The sequence below is a fragment of the Rhodoferax saidenbachensis genome, assembly GCF_031457975.1.
Classification (GTDB): Bacteria; Pseudomonadota; Gammaproteobacteria; order Burkholderiales; family Burkholderiaceae_C; genus Allorhodoferax; species Allorhodoferax saidenbachensis_A.
This window is the reverse complement of sequence record NZ_JAVDXO010000013.1, coordinates 1-20,856: the sequence shown is the minus strand read 5'-3', so window position 1 is coordinate 20,856 and position 20,856 is coordinate 1. Positions and strand designations below refer to the sequence as shown.

Below are 20,856 nucleotides of genomic sequence, written 5' to 3'. Positions count from 1 at the left end.
CCATTTCTTAACACAAACCTCATACCATGCCCATTCTGCAGCGCCTTAGCATTTCTCAGAAATTCTTTGTTCTTGGCATCATGGCTCTGCTGATGATGGCCTTGCCCACGGGGCTGTACCTCAAACAAACCGCCGCCGAGATTGATGCAGCCCAACTGGAAGCCCGGGGAACCGCCCCTGTAATCGCGCTGCAAAAAATGATCCAGTTGACCCAGCAACATCGTGGTCTCGCGGCGGGAATGCTCGGTGGCAACGAAGTCTTGGCCGCCAAGCGACCCGAAACACGGGACGCCTTGGGCAAAGCCATTGAGGTGGTGGATGCCAGCTTGAAGGCTAGCGATGCCTCCCAAAGAATTCTGCCGCAATGGGCAGAGCGCAAACAACGTTGGATGGTATTGGAACAAGCCGTTGCGGGCCGCCAACTCAAGTCGGCGGAAAGCTCGGCGCGGCACACCCAGTTGATTGCCGAACTCCTGGCGCTGAACTTAGACCTGCTAGACGAGTTCGGTTTGTCGCTCGACCCGCAGGCTGACAGCTATTCCATGATCATGGCCTCGTTTGCCAATGCGCCGGGGTTGGCCGAGAAATTGGGCCAGATGCGTGCCCGAGGCACCGGATTCCTGGCGGACAATGCCATGCCGCCCGAGGGCCGTATGGCGCTTTCTACCGCACAGGCCCAAGCCAACGAAATATACGGCGAGATGATGCGCAATCTGGGCAAAGCCACGGCTGCGAACGCCAATCTGAAGACCACGCTGGCCGCCAAGGCAGACACACTGAAGGAGCAGATTGTCAAAACGTTGGCAATGGCCGACCAAGAGCTGATCAACGCGGCCGAGCTGAAACTGCCCGCCGACGCGTACTACCAGGAATTCACCCACACGATCAATGGCGTCTACGATTTCAACGCCATCGCTTTACCTACCTTGGCGAGCCTGCTCGACGCGCGCGCCCACGATGTGCAACAGGCACGGCTTGTGGTGCTGGGCGTTTTGCTGATTCTTTTGATCGCATCGATCATGCTCGGACTGGCTTTTGTGCGCAGCATTACGGTGCCGATGCAAGAGGCCTTGCAGCTTGCCCAAGCGGTTGCCAACGGCGACTTGACGGTGACAGCCCCCGTGCGGAATAACCACGAAATCGGCCAATTGACACAGGCACTCAATGGCATGCAGGCCAGCCTCGCCAAAGTGGTGTCTAACGTCCGCTCAGGCTCTGAGAGTGTCGCTACAGCCAGTGCCGAGATTGCCTCGGGCAACCACGACCTGTCGGCCCGCACCGAAAGCCAGGCCAGTGCGCTGGAAGAAACCGCTGCCTCCATGGAACAGCTCAGCGCCACGGTCAAACAAAATGCCGACAGCGCCAAACAGGCTAACCAGTTGGCGCAGAGCGCCAGCTCCGTGGCCGTCAAGGGCGGAGAGGTGGTCGCCCAAGTGGTGGGCACCATGAAAGACATCAACGAGAGTTCACGCAAGATTGTCGACATCATCAGCGTGATCGATGGCATCGCCTTTCAGACCAACATCCTGGCTTTGAACGCGGCGGTGGAAGCCGCCCGTGCTGGGGAACAGGGCCGTGGTTTTGCGGTGGTGGCCTCTGAAGTACGTAGCCTGGCGGGGCGCTCGGCAGAAGCCGCGAAAGAGATCAAGACTCTGATCGGCGCCAGTGTGGAGCGTGTTGAGCAGGGCACCGCGCTGGTGGACCAGGCCGGAGTCACCATGACCGAGGTGGTGCGCTCTATCAAACGCGTCACCGATCTCATGGGTGAGATCAGTGCGGCCAGTTCTGAACAGGCCTCAGGAGTAGCCCAAGTGGGCGAGGCCGTTACGCAAATGGACCAGGCCACGCAACAAAACGCGGCGTTGGTGGAGGAAATGGCGGCGGCGGCTTCCAGCCTCAAATCCCAGGCGCAAGATCTGGTGCAGCTGGTGGCGGCGTTCAAGCTGGACAGCCATGATGGCCATCACAGAATCACCGCGTCGGCAGCCGTACGGGCCCTCAAATCCGGCGCCGCACCTTGCAATGGCACCGAGCGACGTGTTAGCGGCATACCCAAGGGCGCCGCTGCCCGAACACGTGGACCCGCACCTGCCAAAGCCCCTGCAAGGCCGGCGGCCGGTAGCGATGGCGACTGGACCAGCTTTTAAAAAAGACGCCCTTGAGAGAAGTAGTGCGAATGAAAATAGCCTGTATCGTCGTCATCGCGTTTGCCCATCGAAAAGATTCTCGACAGAACGCCGCTGGAGATTGCTGCATTGCTAGAGGCGCAGGTTTACGTCGAACGGATACCGGGCGTGTTGAAAACGGGCCAAGAGTCACGGATGGAGTTTCGCTACTGCGATGTTCAAGGCGGGGTGCGCGGGGGAGATATGCGGCTGGTGCCCGAGTTCGGTTTGGATGGGGCCGTAGCCAGCGTGCTGGTTGTCACGCGTGACATTACCGAGCGCAAGCGCATGGAAGAAGCATTGCGCGAACGGGAACAGCGCTACCGGGGAATTTTCGACAATGTGCTCGACATGCTCGACATGCTCGACATGCTCTACTTGCTGGAGGTGACCCCGGACAGGCATTTTCGCAATCTCGAAGTTAACCCTGCATTCGAAAAATCGGCGGGCATATCCAGCGCAGAACTCGTCGGTAAATTCATCGAAGAAACGGTGCCCGAAGAAACAGCCAATATCATCATCGTCCAATATCGCAGATGTATCGAGGCTGGCACCGCTATCGACGAGGAAGTGTCGCTGGATATGCCCAGTGGACTTCGCCATTACCATTCGACCCTTATTCCCGTGCGCGACGACAGCGGGCGTATCTACCGCATTGTCGGCATCTCCAGTGATATTACCGAGCGCAAAAGGATGGAGTACGACCTTAAGGAGTCGCAGCATCTGCTGCGTCAGCTGGCGGCCCGCAACGAGACAGCACGGGAGGATGAGCGCAAGCACTTTACAAGGGAAATACATGATGAGCTGGGGCAGCATCTTCTGGCGCTACGCCTGGGCCTTTCGGTTATGGACCTCCAGTTCGGCGCGACCAATGCCTCCTTGCATGAAAAGACGCAGCGTTTGATAGAGATGGTGGACACCACCATTAAAGTGGTGCGCAACGTGGTGGCCTCGCTGCGTCCGGCCGTGCTCGATATGGGGATTGTGTCTGCCCTGGAGTGGCTGGTGGGGGCGTATTCTGAACGAACGGGTATTCAGTGCGAGCTGAATGTCTCCGAGGATGAGGTCCCCCTGGACGATGCGCGCTCGACGGCGATTTTTCGTGTCGTCCAGGAAACTCTTACCAACATTGTGAGACATGCGCAAGCGAACAAGGTGGAGATCACGCTGGAGCGAAATGAAACCAATTACTTTTTGGAAGTGCGAGACAACGGCCAGGGGTTCGATCCGTCCATACGCAAGGAAAAATCGTTTGGCTTGGTCAGTATCCGGGAACGGGCGCTGATGCAGGGGGCGAGGTTGATGTATGCAGCATGTCGGGGTGGACGTCGATTCGGGTGCGTTTCCCGGTAGAGGATTGGTGTAGTGTTTCATATCAAGATGACTTGGATAGTCATCATGCTTAACATCGGCGACCGGGTGGTGGGCATAGTGCCCCGGGGCGCTGCTTTGAACCACTGGAGGAGGGCGACTGCTCTTGTCTTGATGTAGGAATGGGCCTACCAATTTGTGGTTCTATCCTTACGCCTTTGACACATCTCCTTACATGCGAATCAAGATCGCCTGATAGTCCATTGTTCTCAATTCGTTCATTCTCCATGCCAATGTCGTGGTCTTTTTTTGGTCCGACACAGCCACCGTACACGGCAACCCTGGGAATGGACGAGCATGCGAAAGACTGTAAGTGGGAGTGGTATTTACCAGGCGAGTGGGCCGGTTGTTGCATGTGGTGCCTTCGGCATTGCGGCCATCATGGTTCCCTTGGACCTGCCCCCGTTGGTTCTGGCCGCGGGCATGGCGTTGGTCACGATGGGCGCAGCCTGGTGGGCCATGGGGCAAGCCCGTGCCCAGCGCCGGCGCGTCGAACACGGCGTGCGCGCCCAGTCCATAGCGGGCCTGGAGCCCCTGTGCGTGGGCGTGTTGCCGGTCTGGTCCAGCCAGATCGAAATGGCGCGTTCCCAGACCGAACAAGGCATCAACGACCTGGCGATGCGCTTTGCCAACCTGTCCCAGCACCTGCAAAGTGCGGTTGCCGCCTCACATAGCAGTGCCAGTGGTGATGGTGTCACCAAGGGTGTGGTGGCACTCCTGAACGACAGCCAAACCGAACTCAATGCAATCATCGCTGCGTTGCGCTCCAGCCTGAAAGAAAAAGAAGACCTGCTGCAGGAGGTGCACGGCCTGTCGAGTTTTACCGACGCGTTGCAGCAAATGGCGAAGGATGTTGGCGCCATCGCCCAACAAACCAATCTGCTGGCCATCAATGCCGCCATCGAAGCCGCGCGCGCCGGTGAAATCGGGCGCGGCTTCGCGGTGGTGGCTAGTGAAGTGCGCATGCTCTCCAAGCAATCGGGAGAGACCGGCAAGAAGATCGCTGAAACCGTGGACACCGTCAACAAGGCCATTGCCACTACGCTGCAGGTCTCGCGCCAATACGCCGCGCAAGACGCCCAAATGGTGTCCCACTCCGAGCGAGTGATCGAGACCGTGCTGGGGGAGTTCGGCAACACTGCCAACGACCTGAGCTACTCCGCCGATGTGCTACGCGAGGAAAGCCAACGCATGCAGAGCGAAATCTCCGATGTGCTGGTGGCCCTGCAGTTCCAGGACCGCGTCAGCCAGATGCTGGGCCATGTTCGGGATGACCAGGGCAAGCTCCTCCAGACCTTGGAGCAGAGCGCGCACGCCATTGCGGAGGGCACCCCGCCCCAACCCATCGACACCCATGCGTGGCTGGAGGCGCTGGCCAGCACCTACACCACGCAAGAACAGTACGTGACGCACGGTGGCAGTGGCTCAACACACACACAGACACACAGCGAATCAACCGAAATTACTTTTTTTTAGGAGAAACACGTGGCTAAAACCATTCTGATCGTGGACGATTCCGCCTCTCTGCGCCAGGTCGTCAGCATTACCCTCAAGGGGGCGGGTTATGACGTTATCGAAGGCTGCGATGGGCGCGACGCCTTGACCAAGCTCAACGGCCAAAAGATTCACCTCATCATTAGCGACGTGAACATGCCCAACATGGACGGCATCACCTTCGTTACCGAAGCCAAGAAGCTGCCTGCCTACAAATTCACCCCGGTCATCATGCTCACCACCGAGGCTGGCGAGGCAAAAAAGCAGGCTGGCCAAGCCGCGGGTGCCAAGGCCTGGGTGGTCAAGCCCTTCCAACCGGCACAAATGCTGGGGGCCGTTGCCAAGCTGATTCTGCCTTGAGTGGTCCCTCGCCCCACACCCAAAAACAACCCACCAAGGAGACACCATGGGAGTGACTGTTGAACGCACCAAGGATGACCTGTGCCGCATCCTCGTTGAGGGCGAAATGACGATCTACACCGCGCAGGAATTGAAGGATCAATTGCTGGCACCACTGGAGCAATACAAGCAAGTTGAACTCAACCTGGGTGCCGTCACCGAGATCGACTCCGCTGGATTGCAATTGTTGGTCCTGGTCAAAACCGAGGCACATGCGCAGGACAGAACCCTGAGCATCACCGACCACAGCCCGTGCGTGCTGGATATCTTGGACCTGTGCGACCTGGAAGGCTTCTTTGGCGACACCGTATTGGTCCACGTAGCGGAGCCCACCCCATGAATTTCGACGACGCACTACAAACCTTCATTGCCGAAGCCCGGGACCTGCTGCAGCACATGGAAGAGGCGCTCTTGTGCATCGAGCAGGCCCCGGACGACGCAGACACCGTCAACGCCATCTTCCGTGCGGCGCACACCATCAAGGGTTCGGCCGGACTCTTTGGCTTGGACGGTATCGTGGCCTTTACGCATGTGGCTGAGAGCGTGCTGGACAAGGTTCGCGCCAACGAGCTGGATGTGACCCCCGAGCTGGTGGCCGTGTTGCTGCAAAGTGGTGACCACATGCGGGAGCTGGTGGACCACATCGCCCAGGGCGGTGAGCCATCCTCGCAGGTGTTGGCCCAAGGGCAGGCGCTGGTCGAACAGCTGAGTGACTATCTGGACGACGAGCCCGCGGCACAGGCGTCCGCATCCGCAGCCAAGGTACCTGTGGAGTTCGTGCCAGTTCCCACCGCCCACGGAGGTGGTGAGGTGCAAGCTGACCACTGGCACCTGTCGCTGCGCTTTGGGCGCGACGTGCTGCGCAACGGCATGGACCCCCTGTCCTTCATCCGCTACCTGGGCACGCTAGGCCAGGTGGTGCATATCGTCACGCTGCTGGATGCCATTCCCCCGGTAGCCAGCATGGACCCCGAGACCTGCTACCTGGGTTTTGAAATCGGCTTCAAGAGCGAGGCCGACAAGGCCACCATCGAGAACGTGTTCGAGTTCGTACGCGAGGACTGTCGCATCCGCATCCTGCCACCGCACAGCAAGATTGACGAGTACCGGAGTCTGCTGGGTGACATGCCGCAAGAGCAGGATCTGCTGCTGGGTGACATGCTGGTGCGCTGCGGTACCTTGACGCAAAACGAGCTTGACACTGCGCTACGCATCCAGCAAGCGCAGTCCCACATGCAAGGTGAGGCCACGCCGCCCATTGGTGAAGTGCTGGTGGGGCAACACATGGTGCAGCCCCCGGTGGTGGATGCCGCGCTGGAGAAACAAAAGCAGCGCAAGGACGGCAAGGCCGCCGAGGCCAACCTGATCCGTGTAGATGCCGACAAGCTGGACGCTCTGATCAACCTGGTCGGCGAACTCATCATTGCAGGAGCCGGCGCCAGTCTGGCCGCCCGGCGCGCCGGTGTGCCCGAGCTATTGGAGAGCACGGCGACGATCTCCCGTCTGGTGGAAGAAGTGCGCGATTCCGCGCTGGACCTGCGCATGGTCCAGATTGGTGGCACCTTCAATCGCTTCCAGCGCGTGGTGCGCGATGTTGGCAAGGAACTGGGCAAAGACATCGAGCTGGTTATCAGCGGTGCCGACACTGAGCTGGACAAGACTGTGGTGGAGCGCATTGGCGACCCGTTAACCCATCTGGTGCGCAACTCCATGGACCACGGCATCGAATCGGCCGAGCTGCGACTGGCCCGGGGCAAGCCGGCCAAGGGCACGCTCAAGCTTAACGCCTTCCACGACGCGGGCAGCATCGTGATCGAAGTCTCGGACGATGGCGGCGGCCTGAACAAGGAGCGCATTCTCAAGAAGGCCATCGAGCGCGGCCTGGTTAACGAGGGCCAAGCCTTAAGCGACAAGGAAATTCACAACCTGATCTTCGAGGCCGGCTTCTCCACCGCCGATGCGGTGAGCAATCTGTCGGGCCGCGGCGTTGGCATGGACGTAGTGCGACGCAACATCGCCGCCCTGCGCGGCACGGTGGACCTGGACAGCGTGGAGGGCCAAGGCAGCACGGTGCGTATCCGCCTGCCCCTGACGCTGGCCATCATCGACGGCTTCCTGGTGGGCGTGGGCAACGCGGTCTACGTCATCCCGCTGGATATGGTGGTCGAGTGTATAGAGCTCAGTGACATGGACCACGAGAGCGGCAGCGACAAGCGCTACCTCAATCTGCGCGGCGAAGTGCTGCCGTATAGGCGCCTGCGTGAGCATTTCGAGGTGGTAGGCGAAGCGGCGCGGCGCGAAAACATCGTGGTTGTGCGTTATGGCGAACACAAGGCGGGGCTGGTAGTAGACCGCCTGATGGGCGAATTTCAGACCGTCATCAAGCCGCTGGGCAAGGTGTTCAACCTGATTCGGGGCATTGGCGGCTTCACCATCCTGGGCAGCGGCGAGGTAGCGCTGATTCTGGACGTGCCAGGGCTGATGCGCCAGGTTATGACTGGGGAGGAGCCGATGGAAGAACATACCCGGGCGCTGGCATTGCGACGCTGAATGCTATAAAAATAGTAGCTGCTTGCGCCCATTCAACGGGGGCTAGAGGCACAAATCTCTAAAAAATCGTTCAAAGTTAATGAGAAAAATCAGATGAAACTCACCATCGCAAAAAAAATGATTCTGCTTGCCGGCTCCGCGCTGCTCGGCATTGCCCTGCTGACCGGCCTCGGCCAGTGGCAAATGAACAAGGTGTATGAGGCTGCCAATTTCGGCAATACCAATACCGTGCCCAGTCTGGCTCTCCTGGACGATATCCGCAAATATCTGCTGCGTACCCGGCTCAGCATAGCCCAGCATGTCCTGAACACCGAAGATACAAGGAGGGACGAAATTGAGGTCGCCCTCAAGAAAAATATCCAGGGCGTGCAAGAGGGCATCGAGAAATACGAAAAGGACGGTTGCCAGGGTGTCTCCTGCATTAGTGACGGCAAGGACAAAGCCTTGCTGCTACAGGTTAAAAACCTGTTCGCAGAGTACGTGACGCTGATTGAGCCCATCCTGGTGGAGTCCCGCAAAGGTGAGGCTGGCTTGGTGAAGGCGAGAACGCTTATGGAAAAGAACCGCCCCGTTGCCGAGAAAATGGCTGCGGTTTTTGATGAGCAAGTGCAATACAACATCGAGTTGGGTACAAAGAGCGCTGAGGAGGCTATTGCCATCAAGGGCCATGCGCTGAACCTCTCGCTTCTGATTGCTGCCCTCACGCTGGCGACGATCGGCATCACCGCCCTGACCGTTACCCGCTCCTTTCTGCGCCAGCTGGGTGGCGAGCCGGATATGGCCGCGGATATTGCCAACCAGATAGCGGCTGGTGACCTGAGCGCCGAGATCGAACTCAAGGCGGGCGACCGCACCAGCCTGATGGCGGCAATGAAGAACATGAATGCCACCCTGCAAGCTTTGATCGCCCAGATGAACCATATGTCCACCGAGCATGACCGGGGCGATATCGACGTGGTGATGGACGGCAGCAAATTCGGTGGTTCGTACAAGGCCATGGCCGAGGGCGTGAACACCATGGTGGGTGGCCACATCGCGGTCAAGAAAAAGGCCATGGCTTGTATTCAGGAATTCGGTCATGGCAACTTCGATGCACCGATGGAGAAGCTGCCTGGCAAGAAAGTATTCATCAACGAGACCATCGAGCAGATGCGCGGCAACCTCAAGGGACTGATTGCCGAAATGAACCATATGTCCGCCGAACACGACAAGGGCGACATTGACGTCAGGATCGACGAGGGCAAGTTCAAGAACGACTTTGCACAGATGGCCAAGGGCGTCAACACCATGGTGTTTGGACACATTGAAGTGAAGAAAAAGGCCATGGCCTGCATCAAGGAGTTCGGTGAAGGCAATCTTGATGCCCCCATGGAGAAGCTGCCCGGCAAGAAAGTGTTCATCAACAACACCATCGAGCAGCTGCGCGGCAACCTCAAGGGCATTGTTGGTGAAATCCGGGACATCGTTGCCTCAGCCAACATGGGGAACTTCAGCACCAAGATGGGCCTGGAAGGTAAGGCAGGCTTCACCAAGGATCTCTCCGAATTGCTCAACCAGCTTTCCGATACGGTTGACACCGCGTTCAAGGACACCATCCAGGTAGCGCAGGCGCTGGAGAGTGGTGACCTGACGCAGGTGGTGACTCGCGACTATGAAGGTGCTTTCGACCAGGTTAAACAAGCCCTCAACAACACGGTGGCAAAACTCTCGCAGGTGATTGGAGAGGTCAACGCGGCGGCCAGCAACATTGCATCGGCCAGCGAACAAGTCTCTACCACCGCCCAGAGCATGAGCCAGGCCAGCAGCGAACAAGCCGCCAGCGTGGAAGAAACCAGTGCCTCCATCGAGCAGATGAGTGCGTCGATCAACCAGAACACCGACAACGCCAAAGTCACGGACGGCATGGCATCGCAAGCTGCCAAAGAAGCGGTGCAAGGCGGTGAGGCCGTCAAGGCAACCGTAACGGCCATGAAATCCATTGCCGGCAAAATCGGCATCATCGACGACATCGCCTACCAGACCAATTTGCTGGCGTTGAACGCCGCGATTGAAGCCGCCCGTGCCGGCGAGCATGGCAAAGGCTTTGCCGTGGTGGCCGCCGAAGTGCGCAAGCTGGCCGAACGCAGCCAGGTGGCGGCCCAAGAAATCAGCGAACTGGCAGGAGGCAGTGTGGAAAAGGCCGAAAGTGCGGGCAAGCTGCTGGACGCCATCGTGCCCGCCATCGGCAAGACCTCGGAGCTGGTGCAGGAGATCGCTGCGGCATCGAGCGAGCAGTCCAGCGGCGTGGGCCAGATCAACACGGCCATGAATCAGCTCAACCAGATCACACAGCAAAACGCCAGTAGCAGCGAGGAGCTGGCTGCCACGGCCGAAGAGATGAGCGGGCAAGCGGCACAACTGCAGGAAGTGATGGGCTTTTTCAGAACCGAGGAACAGACCCCAGCGCAGAGGGCCAAACTGGCTCATCCTACTTCTGTGGCCCCCAAGGCCTCTGCAAGCCGCGTGATAGCGTCAAAAAACATGCGGGTGAGCGAAGCCAGCTTTGTACGCTTTTAAGAGTGCCATAGCATGAACGTATTGGTAGAAGCCCGACAACGAATGCCTACGCCAGCTGCCTGGCTAGTACAGGGTGTAGAACAAGCAGACCAGCATCAGTACCTGACCTTCATGCTCGGCGGCGAGACCTACGCGATGGGCATCCTGGCCATCAAGGAAATCATCGAATACGGCAGCGTCACCGAAGTGCCGCGCGTGCCCAGCTTTATCCGCGGGGTCATCAACCTGCGTGGTGCGGTGGTGCCGGTGATTGACCTGAGTGCGCGCTTTGGCAAGGCCGCCACCACCGTCACGCGGCGCACCTGCATCGTAATTGTGGAAGTGGCCAGCGGCAACGCCGCGGAAGTCGAAACCCAAGTGGTGGGGGTGATGGTAGATGCGGTGAACGCGGTGCTGGAAATACCGCAAAACGAGATCGAACCCCCGCCGTCGTTTGGTGCCGACATCCGCGCCGACTTCATGACGGGCATGGGCAAGGTCAACGGCAAGTTCGTGATCATCCTCAACATCCATCATGTGCTGTCGGTCGATGAAATGGCGAGTTTGGCGGGCGCTGCGAGTGGCGATACGGCAAACACTTGAACGGCAATTTCTGCTCCACCACATGACATCTCTGTGCCAATTTTTTCGGAATTTGAGGCTGCGTACCAAGCTCGGCGGCAGTTATGCCTTATTGGTGTTGCTAATCGCGCTGTGCACGGTGATCAGCTGGATGGGGCTGGCGAAGGTGGACCAGCACGCCGACACTCTGACGCGCGAGCTGGTGGTCACCGCCGAGGAGATGAGCGGCCAGGCTGCGCAACTGCAGCAGGTTATGGGCTTCTTCAAGGTTGGGGCGATGGTCTGACGGGATTGGACAACATACGTAACTTAAATCGAAAGAAATCGACATGGAAAAAAAGCAAATGGGCATTGCCGTCAAGCTGGCACTGAGTTTCGGCACCGTCGTGTTGCTGCTCATCGCAGCCATCGTGCTGGCGCTTGCCAATATGGCGACGATGAACGAAAAGACGACAGACATCACTGATGACCGTTACCCCAAGATTGATGCGGCGGGCAACATCCAGGTGGCCCTGCTCGACATCGGGCGCTCCACGCGCAACCTGTTGCTCGTCAGTTCCGAAGAAGAAATCGAACAAAACAAGGCCAAGATTCAGAAGTTGCGCGGTGTCGCCAACGACGGTATGGCCCAGCTTGACAAGACAATTAACACGCCCAAGGGGCGCGAGTTGTTCAATGCGATGCGCAAGCCCTATGAGGAAACAGCGCCCAAGTATGACCAGTACTACGCCCTGCTCAAAACCGACAAGGCCAAGGCCCTGGAGTTCATGTTGAAAGAGATGTCGGCAAGCAACACCGCGGTCGCGAGCGGGCTGGACGCTTTCCAGAACCTCGTCGGTGAGCAGATGAAGGCGTCCGGCGAGCAGGCCGCGGAAAGCTACCGCTCCGCGCGCACCTGGATGCTGGGCATCGGCATTGGCGCCGTGCTGATCGCTGTGGCGCTAGCCGTGCTGATCACCCGTGGCTTGGTCAAACAACTCGGCGGCGAGCCAGCCTACGCGGCGGACGTGGTATCGAAGATTGCCGGCGGCGACATGACGGTGGTGGTACAGACCCGTGCCAATGACACTGGAAGCATGTTGTTTGCCATTCAAACTATGGTGGCCAAGCTCTCGCAGGTGATTGGAGAGGTCAACGCGGCGGCCAGCAACATTGCATCGGCCAGCGAACAAGTCTCTACCACCGCCCAGAGCATGAGCCAGGCCAGCAGCGAACAGGCCGCCAGCGTGGAAGAAACCAGTGCCTCCATCGAGCAGATGAGTGCGTCGATCAACCAGAACACCGACAACGCCAAAGTCACGGACGGCATGGCATCGCAAGCTGCCAAAGAAGCGGTGCAAGGCGGTGAGGCCGTCAAGGCAACCGTAACGGCCATGAAATCCATTGCCGGCAAAATCGGCATCATCGACGACATCGCCTACCAGACCAATTTGCTGGCGTTGAACGCCGCGATTGAAGCCGCCCGTGCCGGCGAGCATGGCAAAGGCTTTGCCGTGGTGGCCGCCGAAGTGCGCAAGCTGGCCGAACGCAGCCAGGTGGCGGCCCAAGAAATCAGCGAACTGGCAGGAGGCAGTGTGGAAAAGGCCGAAAGTGCGGGCAAGCTGCTGGACGCCATCGTGCCCGCCATCGGCAAGACTTCTGAACTGGTGCAGGAAATTGCAGCAGCCTCCAGCGAGCAAAGTAGTGGTGCCGGCCAGATCAACACGGCCATGAACCAGCTCAACCAGATCACCCAACTGAATGCCGCCAGTAGCGAGGAGTTGGCCGCCACGGCCGAAGAGATGAGCAGCCAGGCGGCGCAATTACAGGAGGTCATGGGCTTCTTCAGGGTGAGCAGCGGCAATGGTTACACCGCTACGCCGGTGGCCAAGGCAGTAACAGCTGTCAAGGCCAAACCCGTAGTTGCCGCCGGTAACACGGGTACCAAAAAAGTCGAGATCAGCAACGCCAGCTTTGTGCGTTTCTAAGGACGGTTCACCATGAACGCATTGGTTTCAGCCCAACAACGACGGTCGGTATTGCTGACGACCGCCGGAAATTCCAGCCAGATTGACCAGCACCAGTACCTGACCTTTATGCTGGGCGGTGAGGTCTATGCCATGGGCATTCTGGCGATCAAGGAAATCATTGAATTCGGCAGCCTGACCGAAGTGCCACGCATGCCCAGCTTCATTCGAGGGGTCATCAACCTGCGTGGCGCGGTGGTGCCGGTGATTGACCTGAGCGCACGATTTGGCAAGGCCATCACCACGGTGACACGGCGCACCTGCATCGTGATCGTGGAAGTGTCGGACGGCCATGGCCCACAAGGCAGCACCCAGGTTGTGGGGGTGATGGTGGATGCGGTGAACGCGGTGCTGGAAATACCGCAAAACGAGATCGAACCTCCACCGTCGTTTGGTGCCAACATCCGCGCCGACTTCATGACCGGCATGGGCAAGGTGTACGGAAAGTTGGTGATCATCCTCAACATCCACCATGTCCTATCGGTTGAAGAGATGGCCGGTCTGGCCGGTCTGGAAGGCGGCGAAGCATCGCCCGCCTAGCTGAAGCGACGCACTCGATAGCCGCGCAAATGGTCAAGGATAAAAAGTTCAGGGACCCGATGACTTCGAGCCCGTGTATCTGCAAACGCTAAACGTATATTTTCAAAAATGGAAATCACAATGGAAAAAATTGCACTGACAATCGTCGCCTGTGTCGGTATCACCCTGTCTGCTGCTGCGGCGGATTTTGCGATGCCCAAAGAAGCCGAAGCCGTGGTGCCGAAGCTTATTAAGGCCATCGGTGCGAACAAGGCGGATGCTTTCAAGGAAGTAACGGCCAAGGACCCGAAGTGGGTGCATGGCGACCTCTACCCGTTTGTAGTGGATATGCAGGCGACGGTGCTGGCCCACGGCGCGAACGACAAGCTTGTCGGAAAGGTCCTGATGGATCTCGAAGATGCCGATGGCAAACAGTTCGTCAAGGAATTTGTCCAGTCCACCAGTGCCAAGGGCAAGTCGTGGACCGATTACAAGTGGTCTGACCCCGTCACCAAGAAAGTTTTGCCGAAGTCAGTTTATTGTGAAAAGAGTGGCGAGTTGGTGGTCTGCGCCGGTATTTACAAACGTTAAACCTGCATCGGAAAGTCGGTCCACACAGGCTTCTCCCTTTGAACAATAGAAGTATGAATTTCCGCGCCAAAATCTTTCTCTCACCCTTGATCACCGTGGCCTTGATGCTGTTGCTGGGCTTGCTGGCGTTTGTCGGCATCCGCTCGGTCCAAGGCAATCTGGATCACTTGGCCAATGTCAACATGCACCGGCTGATCCAGGTCAATGAGGCCCGCACGGAGTTGCTGACCGTCAACGCCGACGTCTTCAAGCTGTTCACCTGGATGAGCAACTTCGATGAAGCGCGGATCACGAAGGAAGCAACGGCCATCAATGCCCGTATCGACAGTGCCGTGCATAAATTCGAGGTACTGGACAAGGATGCTGGCGAGGAAGAGAAGAAAGACTTGCAATCGATAGCGATCGCTCTGCACAAGTACCAGAAAAGCATCGGTGTGGCCATCGACATGGCCACCGGTGACGTGGCATCCGGCGCTGCAATGGTCCAGTCGGCTACACGGATTTTTGATGGTATCTCCAGGCAGGCAGACCAGATGGTTGAAATCCAGAAGGCAGACGCGGCGACTACGCTGGAGCAGGCACGGAGCAAAGCCAACCGAACCAAGCTCCTCGCGCTGATTCTGGTGGCGACGGCGACAGTGGTTTCGCTTTCCATTTCCTGGTGGATTACGCGCGGCGTGATGGCGCAACTCGGAGGTGAACCCGCCTATGCTGCCCGAGTGGTCGCCCAAATGGCCAGCGGCGACATGACGGTGGATGTGCGGACGAACACCAGTGACGACAGCAGCATGTTGTTCGCGATCAAAACCATGGTGGGCAAGCTCTCGCAAATCATCGGTGAAGTACGCAACGCGGCGGACACCCTTTCCGGTGCATCCACGGAAATATCTGCCACGGCACTGGCACTAAGCCAGGCCTCGGCCGAGCAGGCCACCAGCGTGAAAGAAACTAGTGCCTCGGCGGAACAGATGAGTGCGTCGATTAGCCGAAACAACGACAACACAAAGGTGACGGACAGTACGGCGTCGCAGGCAGCCAAACAGGCGATTGAAGGTGGTAGCGCGGTGAAGGAGACCGTGGCGGCGATGAAGAGCATTGCTGCCAAGGTCGGCATCATTGACGACATCGCCTATCGGACCAATCTGCTGGCGCTCAATGCCGCGATTGAAGCGTCAAGCGCCAGCGTCCATGGTAAGGGCTTCGGTGTGGTTGCCTTGGAGGTACGCAAGCTGGCCGAACGCAGCCAGGTGGCTGCCCAGGAGATTGGTGAACTCGCCAGCGGCAGTGTGGAAAAAGCCGAGCGTGCGGGCAGGTTGCTGGACGACATCGTGCCCGCTATCGGAAAAACCTCGGAACTGGTGCGGGAGATTGCCGCGGCCTCTTTGGGGCAATCCGGCGGCGCAGGCCAGATCAATGCCGCCATGGCCCAGCTCAACCAGATCACCCAGCAAAATGCCAGCAGAAGCGAGGAGCTGGCGGCCACTGCGGAAGGCATGAGCAGTCAGGCGGCGCAGTTGCAACGGGTGATGGATTTTTTCAAAGTGGAGACACGGCACGTCGGCTTGGGCCGCGCATCAACCGATCAACCACGCAAAAGTGCCCCATTGCTTGGGAAGCTGGCTACCGCTCAAGTGGCTGGCGGGTTCGTACGTTTTTGACAAGAGCTAGTTTGAAGTTAACTTCAGAGCGTCCACAACAAGGGGTAGGGGAAATGGAAAAACAAATGCGCGTAGGCACCAAACTTACGCTGGGCTTCGGAGCCGTCGTCGCGTTGCTGCTGGGCATCGTGGTGATGTCTTTCAGCGGCATGTTTTCCATGCACGCCAGCACCACGTTGATCCTCGAGGACCGCTACGTCAAGGTGAAGATGCTCGATACCGTGGTGCGCAATGCGCTGGACCAGGGCCTACGGCTGCGCGACGTGATTCTGGTTCCCGAGAACGAAGTCGCGGGCATGAAGGAGAAGATTGCGAAACTGACATCCGACAACAATGAGCTACTGCTGAAGCTTGACAAAATGGTCGTCGTGCCCAAGGGACGCGAGATGCTGGCGGCGGCGCTGAAGAAGCGTGACGAGCTGACGCCCATGTACAACTCGCTGTACTCGTTAGCGCTGGTCGACAATGCGCAGGCCCACGTCTATTTGCTGAAGGAATTTGTTCCTGTCAACCGCGCCTACATGGCGGCGATCAAGGACTTGGCACGTTTCCAGGACGAGTTGATGGACTCCGACGCCAAGGCCTCCGATGCGCAATACGCCAGCGCCCGCCAGACCCTGCTGGGTTTGAGCGTGGCAGCCGTGCTGGTCTCGGTGCTGGTGGCATGGTTGATTACGCGTGGGCTGTTGCGCCAGCTTGGTGGCGAGCCGGGCTACGCCTCGCATGTGGTGAGCCAGGTGGCTGGTGGCGATTTGAGCGTGAGTGTGAGCATCCGCTCGGGCGACACGAAGAGCATGCTGGCCTCTGTCAGCGCCATGCGCGAACGCCTGGCGCACATCATTGGCCAGGCGCGCGGCGCGGCCGATGCGCTGTCGTCGGCCTCCGAAGAGGTGAGCGCGACGGCGCAAAACCTGTCGCAAGGTGCCTCCGAGCAGGCGGCCGGTGTGGAAGAGACCAGCGCCTCGGTCGAACAGATGAGCGCCTCCATCAACCAAAACACCGACAACGCCCGGCTTACCGATGGCATGGCCGCCCAGGCGGCTAAGCAGGCTGGCGAAGGCGGCGAGGCGGTTAAGCGGACGGTGGCGGCGATGAAGATCATCACCAGCAAGATCGGCATCATTGACGACATTGCCTACCAGACCAACCTGCTGGCGCTGAATGCCGCGATTGAGGCGGCGCGCGCCGGCGAGCACGGCAAGGGCTTCGCGGTGGTGGCCGCCGAAGTGCGCAAGCTGGCCGAGCGCAGCCAGATCGCGGCGCAAGAGATCAGCGAATTGGCTGGCGGTTCTGTGCAAACGGCCGAGCGCGCGGGCCAACTGCTCGACGCCATGGTGCCTAGCATCCAGAAAACCTCGGAGCTAGTACAGGAGATCGCCGCAGCGTCGCAGGAGCAAAGTACTGGCGTCAACCAGATCAACAGTGCGGTGATGCAGCTTAACCAGGCGACGCAGCAAAACGCCAGTGCCTCCGAAGAGCTGGCGGCCACGGCCGAGGAGATGAGCGGGCAAGCTGTGCAGTTGCAGGAACTGATGGAGTATTTCAAGCTTGACGGCTGGGCCGGTGTTGGGTCGCCTAGGCGGCTTGGCGGTGGCCTGGGTGTGATGTTGCAATAGGTTGGCCGCCACGGCGGAAGAGATGAGTAGCCAGGCCGCCCAACTACAAGAAGTCATGGGCTTCTTCCGGGTTTCTTCAGTTTGAGCGTGCGTCGCTACGTCAGCAGGTGTTACCAATAAATGGGATTGCTCGAGCTGTGCTCTATGCAATTCTTTCGTAGGCTTGAATCATTCGGGGAGTGCTATGAACCATGGTGTTTGGTTGCAATGACTACATGCAACGATAAATTGAATTGCACGTGCAGCCTTGCTCTGGAACCATGCAAAACGTAAGCTCAAAGTTCCCGGACCAGGGCTGAAGAGATGACTAAAAGCAGTGCGTGCACTGCCTGCCAGTGTTGGATTGGCAGATACAAGAGAGCAATTTTTATGGCCAAACTCTTTCGTACCACTTCCTTGGCTGGGCGCGCGCTACGCTTGGCCGTCGTACGCATTGGGTTCGTTGCCCTTTTGGGCGGAGTGGTTTCGTACTTCGTCAACCAATCGGCGATCGAAGAGTCGGTGATCAAACAGCTCCTGCTTTCGACCGAACAGACTCTGCAACGCGAATCTCTGCCGTTCAAAGAAATCAAGGATTTAGAACGCAACTTTTTGCGGGAATTTCAGGACATCTATACACGTCCGGGTCATAAGGCGATTCTGGTACGCGACTTTGATCGATTCTTCTATCGCCATCCGGACGGGTCGTATACCCAGCGTCCGGACTTGTTTGAAGGTAAAGCGCTTGCAGATGGCCGGCAGTTTGCTGGCATGTCGGCCACCTATGCCCCAGACATTCCGCCCAATGACGACACCAAGGCGCGGTTTGCCCTGTCCTACATCCTCTCTCACAAGTACGGCTCCAGTGCCCAAGGGCGATTGTTCAACTTTTATGGCGTCGTTCCGGAGAAGGGATTCCCGATCTTCCAGACCAGTGACGTTGCTCAGGCATTTACTTACTCCGGCCCCGACGCACTGAAACTCGAGACCTACGAGTTCTATACAAGGGGATTTTCGGCGCCTGATGAAGACGCGTTCTTCACCCGCATGTATTGGGACGTCTCCAACAACGCGTGGATGACCACCATCGCTACTCCGGATACCCCCGACACCTTGGGCAAGCACCGGATGCTGGCGTGTGTGGATGTGTTGCTGGCTGAGCTGATGGGTCGAACAGCTCGGCCATCCATTCAAGGGGCGTACAGCACCATTTTTTTGGCAGATGCCCAAGGCACGCTGATTTACCACCCTCAGTTTGTGGGTGACATCAAAAGTAGCGAAGGTACGGCCTCCATCCAATCGCTGCGAATTGCGAGTGACTACCCACTGCTGCAAGCGATGAATGCGTTAATTCCGGGCAAGGCCACCATCCTTCATACGCAAGAAAACATCATTGCAATGGGCATGATTCCCGGAACCCCTTGGGTGTTGAGCGTGCACTACCCCCGAACGCTGATGGCACCGGACATTTATCGCAACCTGGCCATCGTGATTGTTCTGGGGCTGATGACGTTGCTGGTGGAGGTCTTTCTGCTGCGATCCATTTTGCAGAAACAGGTGGCTATCCCACTTCACCGGTTGATTCACGCGACACAGCGCTTTGGAACTTCCAAAGAACGTTTGGACAAGGATGCCCTTCCTCTTGAATCTGCCGATGAAATCGGTGCATTGGCGCGCGAATTTGCGACCATGGTGGAGCGTGTGCAGGATGGCCAATCGCAGTTGGAGTCCAAGGTTCAGGAACGCACTGCAGAACTTGAGGCGGCGAATCGGCAGCTGGCGGAACTCAGTGTGACCGATGGGTTGACAGGCATTGCCAATCGTCGGCATTTTGATAGAGCGCTGGAGCTGGAATGGCACCGCGCACAGAGAGCAGGGACATCACTGGCATTGGCCATGGTCGATGTAGATTGGTTCAAAAAATACAACGACCACTATGGTCACCAGGCTGGAGACGACTGCTTGCGCGGCGTTGCCCAAGCATTGAAAACACAAGCGTCTCGCGCGGGGGATCTCGTGGCGCGCTATGGTGGAGAGGAGTTTGTCTTCCTCTCTGCCTCCACACAAGTGGCGAGCGCCCTTGCCCTTGCAGAGCGCTTGTGTGCGGTAGTGCGAGCGCTAGCACTCAGTCACGCTCTTTCGCCGCTCGACTATGTCACCGTAAGTGTAGGTATTGCGGTCATGGAGCCTGCTCATGGAGGCAGTGCGGAACAGTTGCTAAAAAAAGCTGATGAGGCGCTATACCAAGCCAAGGCGCAAGGGCGCCATCAAGCTGTGTTGGCTAGATGAATTCACGCACTCAATCCACCATCCACGTAGAGAGGTTCGATAAACATATGTCCGTGAAATCACTAGGTGACAAGGTGTTGGAACGGGGGAATCTATGGTTGACGGTGGTCCGTGACTCCTTCATTGTGCTCATGCCGCTAACCTTTTTCGGGCTGGTGGCACTGCTCTTACAGTTTTTTCCGTGGAGTGTCTACCGTGATGCGATGACTTTCCTGTGGGGCGACGGCTGGCCCCAACAGTTGAACAGGGTGATTCAGGCCTCGCACGGCATATTCGGCATGGTGCTGGCGTCGGTGGTCGCCAGCCTGCTCGCGCGGCGCTTGATGCGGCCCTTGTTCGAGGCGCCGGAAGTTCCCTCCATGATCGTTGCCATTTCGGCACTGATCAATTTCATGCTGATGGTCTCGGCGCGTCCGTTGTTTGTGGAGGGCCTTGGAAGCGGGGGCATGCTGCACGGCATAGTGGTGGGAATCATTACGGCCGAATTGCTGCGGCTTGCTTTTCAGTGGCGTTGGCTTCGGGTGAGCGATGGGCCCTATGAAGCCGATTCCATCTACCATCACGCGGTGCGCCTGACGCCAGCAGTCATTGCGGCGGGGGGGTGCTTTTTCTTATTCGTGGAGTTGCTCGGGACCCTCCCAGAGGTCTCTCCCTATATGCTGTCCCCTGTGGTGATTTGGGCACAGTTGCAGCAGACAGATGCGACCTGGGTATTGAGCAGCTTGGCCGCTCTGCTGAATCAGGCAGCCTGGTTTTTTGGAGTCCATGGGGCCAAAGTTCTCGACACCTACGGTGCGGCACTCTTTGCCCCCATTGGTTCGCCGTATACCAATGCGCTGGCTTGGCGCCCTCTGTTCAACCACTTTGTTTTGATGGGTGGAGCAGGATCCACGATGTGTTTGGTGATTGCCATTTTGTGGAAGGTGAGGCAAGGGCCCCAGCACCAGATTGCCAAATGGTCGGTGTTGCCAGCTCTCTTCAACATCAACGAGGCGGTGCTGTATGGGCTGCCGATTGTGTTGAATGGGATCTATGTCGTGCCGTTTCTCTGCATTCCTCTGTTGTTCACTCTGATGACGGTGGCCGCGACCGAGCTGGGGTT

General features: G+C 58.2%; 15 protein-coding genes and 2 pseudogenes. All 17 read left to right on the top strand.

Features of this window, described 5'->3' with window-relative positions; all coding sequences use genetic code 11:
* Positions 1-80 precede the first annotated feature (80 nt).
* Positions 81-2,147 carry a methyl-accepting chemotaxis protein gene (locus J2X15_RS19760; protein ID WP_310346285.1) on the top strand — a complete coding sequence of 689 codons (2,067 nt, stop codon included), beginning with the start codon at positions 81-83 and terminating at the stop codon, positions 2,145-2,147.
* A 60-nt stretch (positions 2,148-2,207) separates the two neighbouring features.
* The gene (locus J2X15_RS19755) at positions 2,208-3,518 is read left to right on the top strand and encodes a PAS domain-containing sensor histidine kinase (RefSeq protein WP_310346283.1); all 1,311 of its coding nucleotides are present in this window, start codon (positions 2,208-2,210) and stop codon (positions 3,516-3,518) included.
* Positions 3,519-3,833: 315 nt separating this feature from the next.
* Positions 3,834-5,012 (top strand): methyl-accepting chemotaxis protein, encoded by a 1,179-nt coding sequence (locus J2X15_RS19750; protein ID WP_310346279.1) that lies wholly within the window; start codon positions 3,834-3,836, stop codon positions 5,010-5,012.
* Positions 5,013-5,021: 9 nt separating this feature from the next.
* Complete coding sequence (locus J2X15_RS19745; protein WP_310346275.1) at positions 5,022-5,390, top strand: response regulator; 369 nt, start codon at positions 5,022-5,024, stop codon at positions 5,388-5,390.
* A 46-nt stretch (positions 5,391-5,436) separates the two neighbouring features.
* Positions 5,437-5,769 (top strand): STAS domain-containing protein, encoded by a 333-nt coding sequence (locus J2X15_RS19740; RefSeq protein ID WP_310346272.1) that lies wholly within the window; start codon positions 5,437-5,439, stop codon positions 5,767-5,769.
* Positions 5,766-7,979 (top strand): chemotaxis protein CheA, encoded by a 2,214-nt coding sequence (locus J2X15_RS19735; protein ID WP_310346271.1) that lies wholly within the window; start codon positions 5,766-5,768, stop codon positions 7,977-7,979. Before J2X15_RS19740 ends, J2X15_RS19735 begins: the two co-directional genes overlap by 4 nt.
* Before the next feature lie 93 nt (positions 7,980-8,072).
* Positions 8,073-10,535 carry a methyl-accepting chemotaxis protein gene (locus tag J2X15_RS19730; RefSeq protein WP_310346268.1) on the top strand — a complete coding sequence of 821 codons (2,463 nt, stop codon included), beginning with the start codon at positions 8,073-8,075 and terminating at the stop codon, positions 10,533-10,535.
* Between the two features lie 12 nt (positions 10,536-10,547).
* Positions 10,548-11,117 carry a chemotaxis protein CheW gene (locus tag J2X15_RS19725; RefSeq protein WP_409034314.1) on the top strand — a complete coding sequence of 190 codons (570 nt, stop codon included), beginning with the start codon at positions 10,548-10,550 and terminating at the stop codon, positions 11,115-11,117.
* Between the two features lie 22 nt (positions 11,118-11,139).
* Entirely contained in the window at positions 11,140-11,382 is a 243-nt protein-coding gene (locus J2X15_RS19720; RefSeq protein ID WP_310346265.1) for a hypothetical protein, read from the top strand.
* A gap of 43 nt (positions 11,383-11,425) precedes the next feature.
* A pseudogene (locus tag J2X15_RS21290) lies at positions 11,426-11,965 on the top strand (MCP four helix bundle domain-containing protein); the annotation flags it as partial.
* 219 nt (positions 11,966-12,184) lie between these two features.
* Positions 12,185-13,063 (top strand): annotated as a pseudogene (locus J2X15_RS21285) (methyl-accepting chemotaxis protein); the annotation flags it as partial.
* 12 nt (positions 13,064-13,075) lie between these two features.
* A complete protein-coding gene (locus J2X15_RS19710) occupies positions 13,076-13,642 on the top strand; it encodes a chemotaxis protein CheW (protein ID WP_310346260.1) in 567 nt (188 codons plus the stop codon).
* Positions 13,643-13,762: 120 nt separating this feature from the next.
* Positions 13,763-14,212 (top strand): cache domain-containing protein, encoded by a 450-nt coding sequence (locus J2X15_RS19705; protein ID WP_310346255.1) that lies wholly within the window; start codon positions 13,763-13,765, stop codon positions 14,210-14,212.
* Between the two features lie 53 nt (positions 14,213-14,265).
* Positions 14,266-15,870, top strand: a complete 1,605-nt coding sequence (locus J2X15_RS19700; RefSeq protein WP_310346252.1) for a methyl-accepting chemotaxis protein — start codon at positions 14,266-14,268, stop codon at positions 15,868-15,870.
* A gap of 53 nt (positions 15,871-15,923) precedes the next feature.
* Entirely contained in the window at positions 15,924-17,486 is a 1,563-nt protein-coding gene (locus J2X15_RS19695; protein ID WP_310346250.1) for a methyl-accepting chemotaxis protein, read from the top strand.
* Between the two features lie 369 nt (positions 17,487-17,855).
* The gene (locus tag J2X15_RS19690) at positions 17,856-19,754 is read left to right on the top strand and encodes a diguanylate cyclase (protein ID WP_310346247.1); all 1,899 of its coding nucleotides are present in this window, start codon (positions 17,856-17,858) and stop codon (positions 19,752-19,754) included.
* Positions 19,755-19,801: 47 nt separating this feature from the next.
* A partial coding sequence (locus J2X15_RS19685; RefSeq protein ID WP_310346244.1) for a PTS transporter subunit EIIC occupies positions 19,802-20,856 on the top strand: 1,055 nt, incomplete at its 3' end.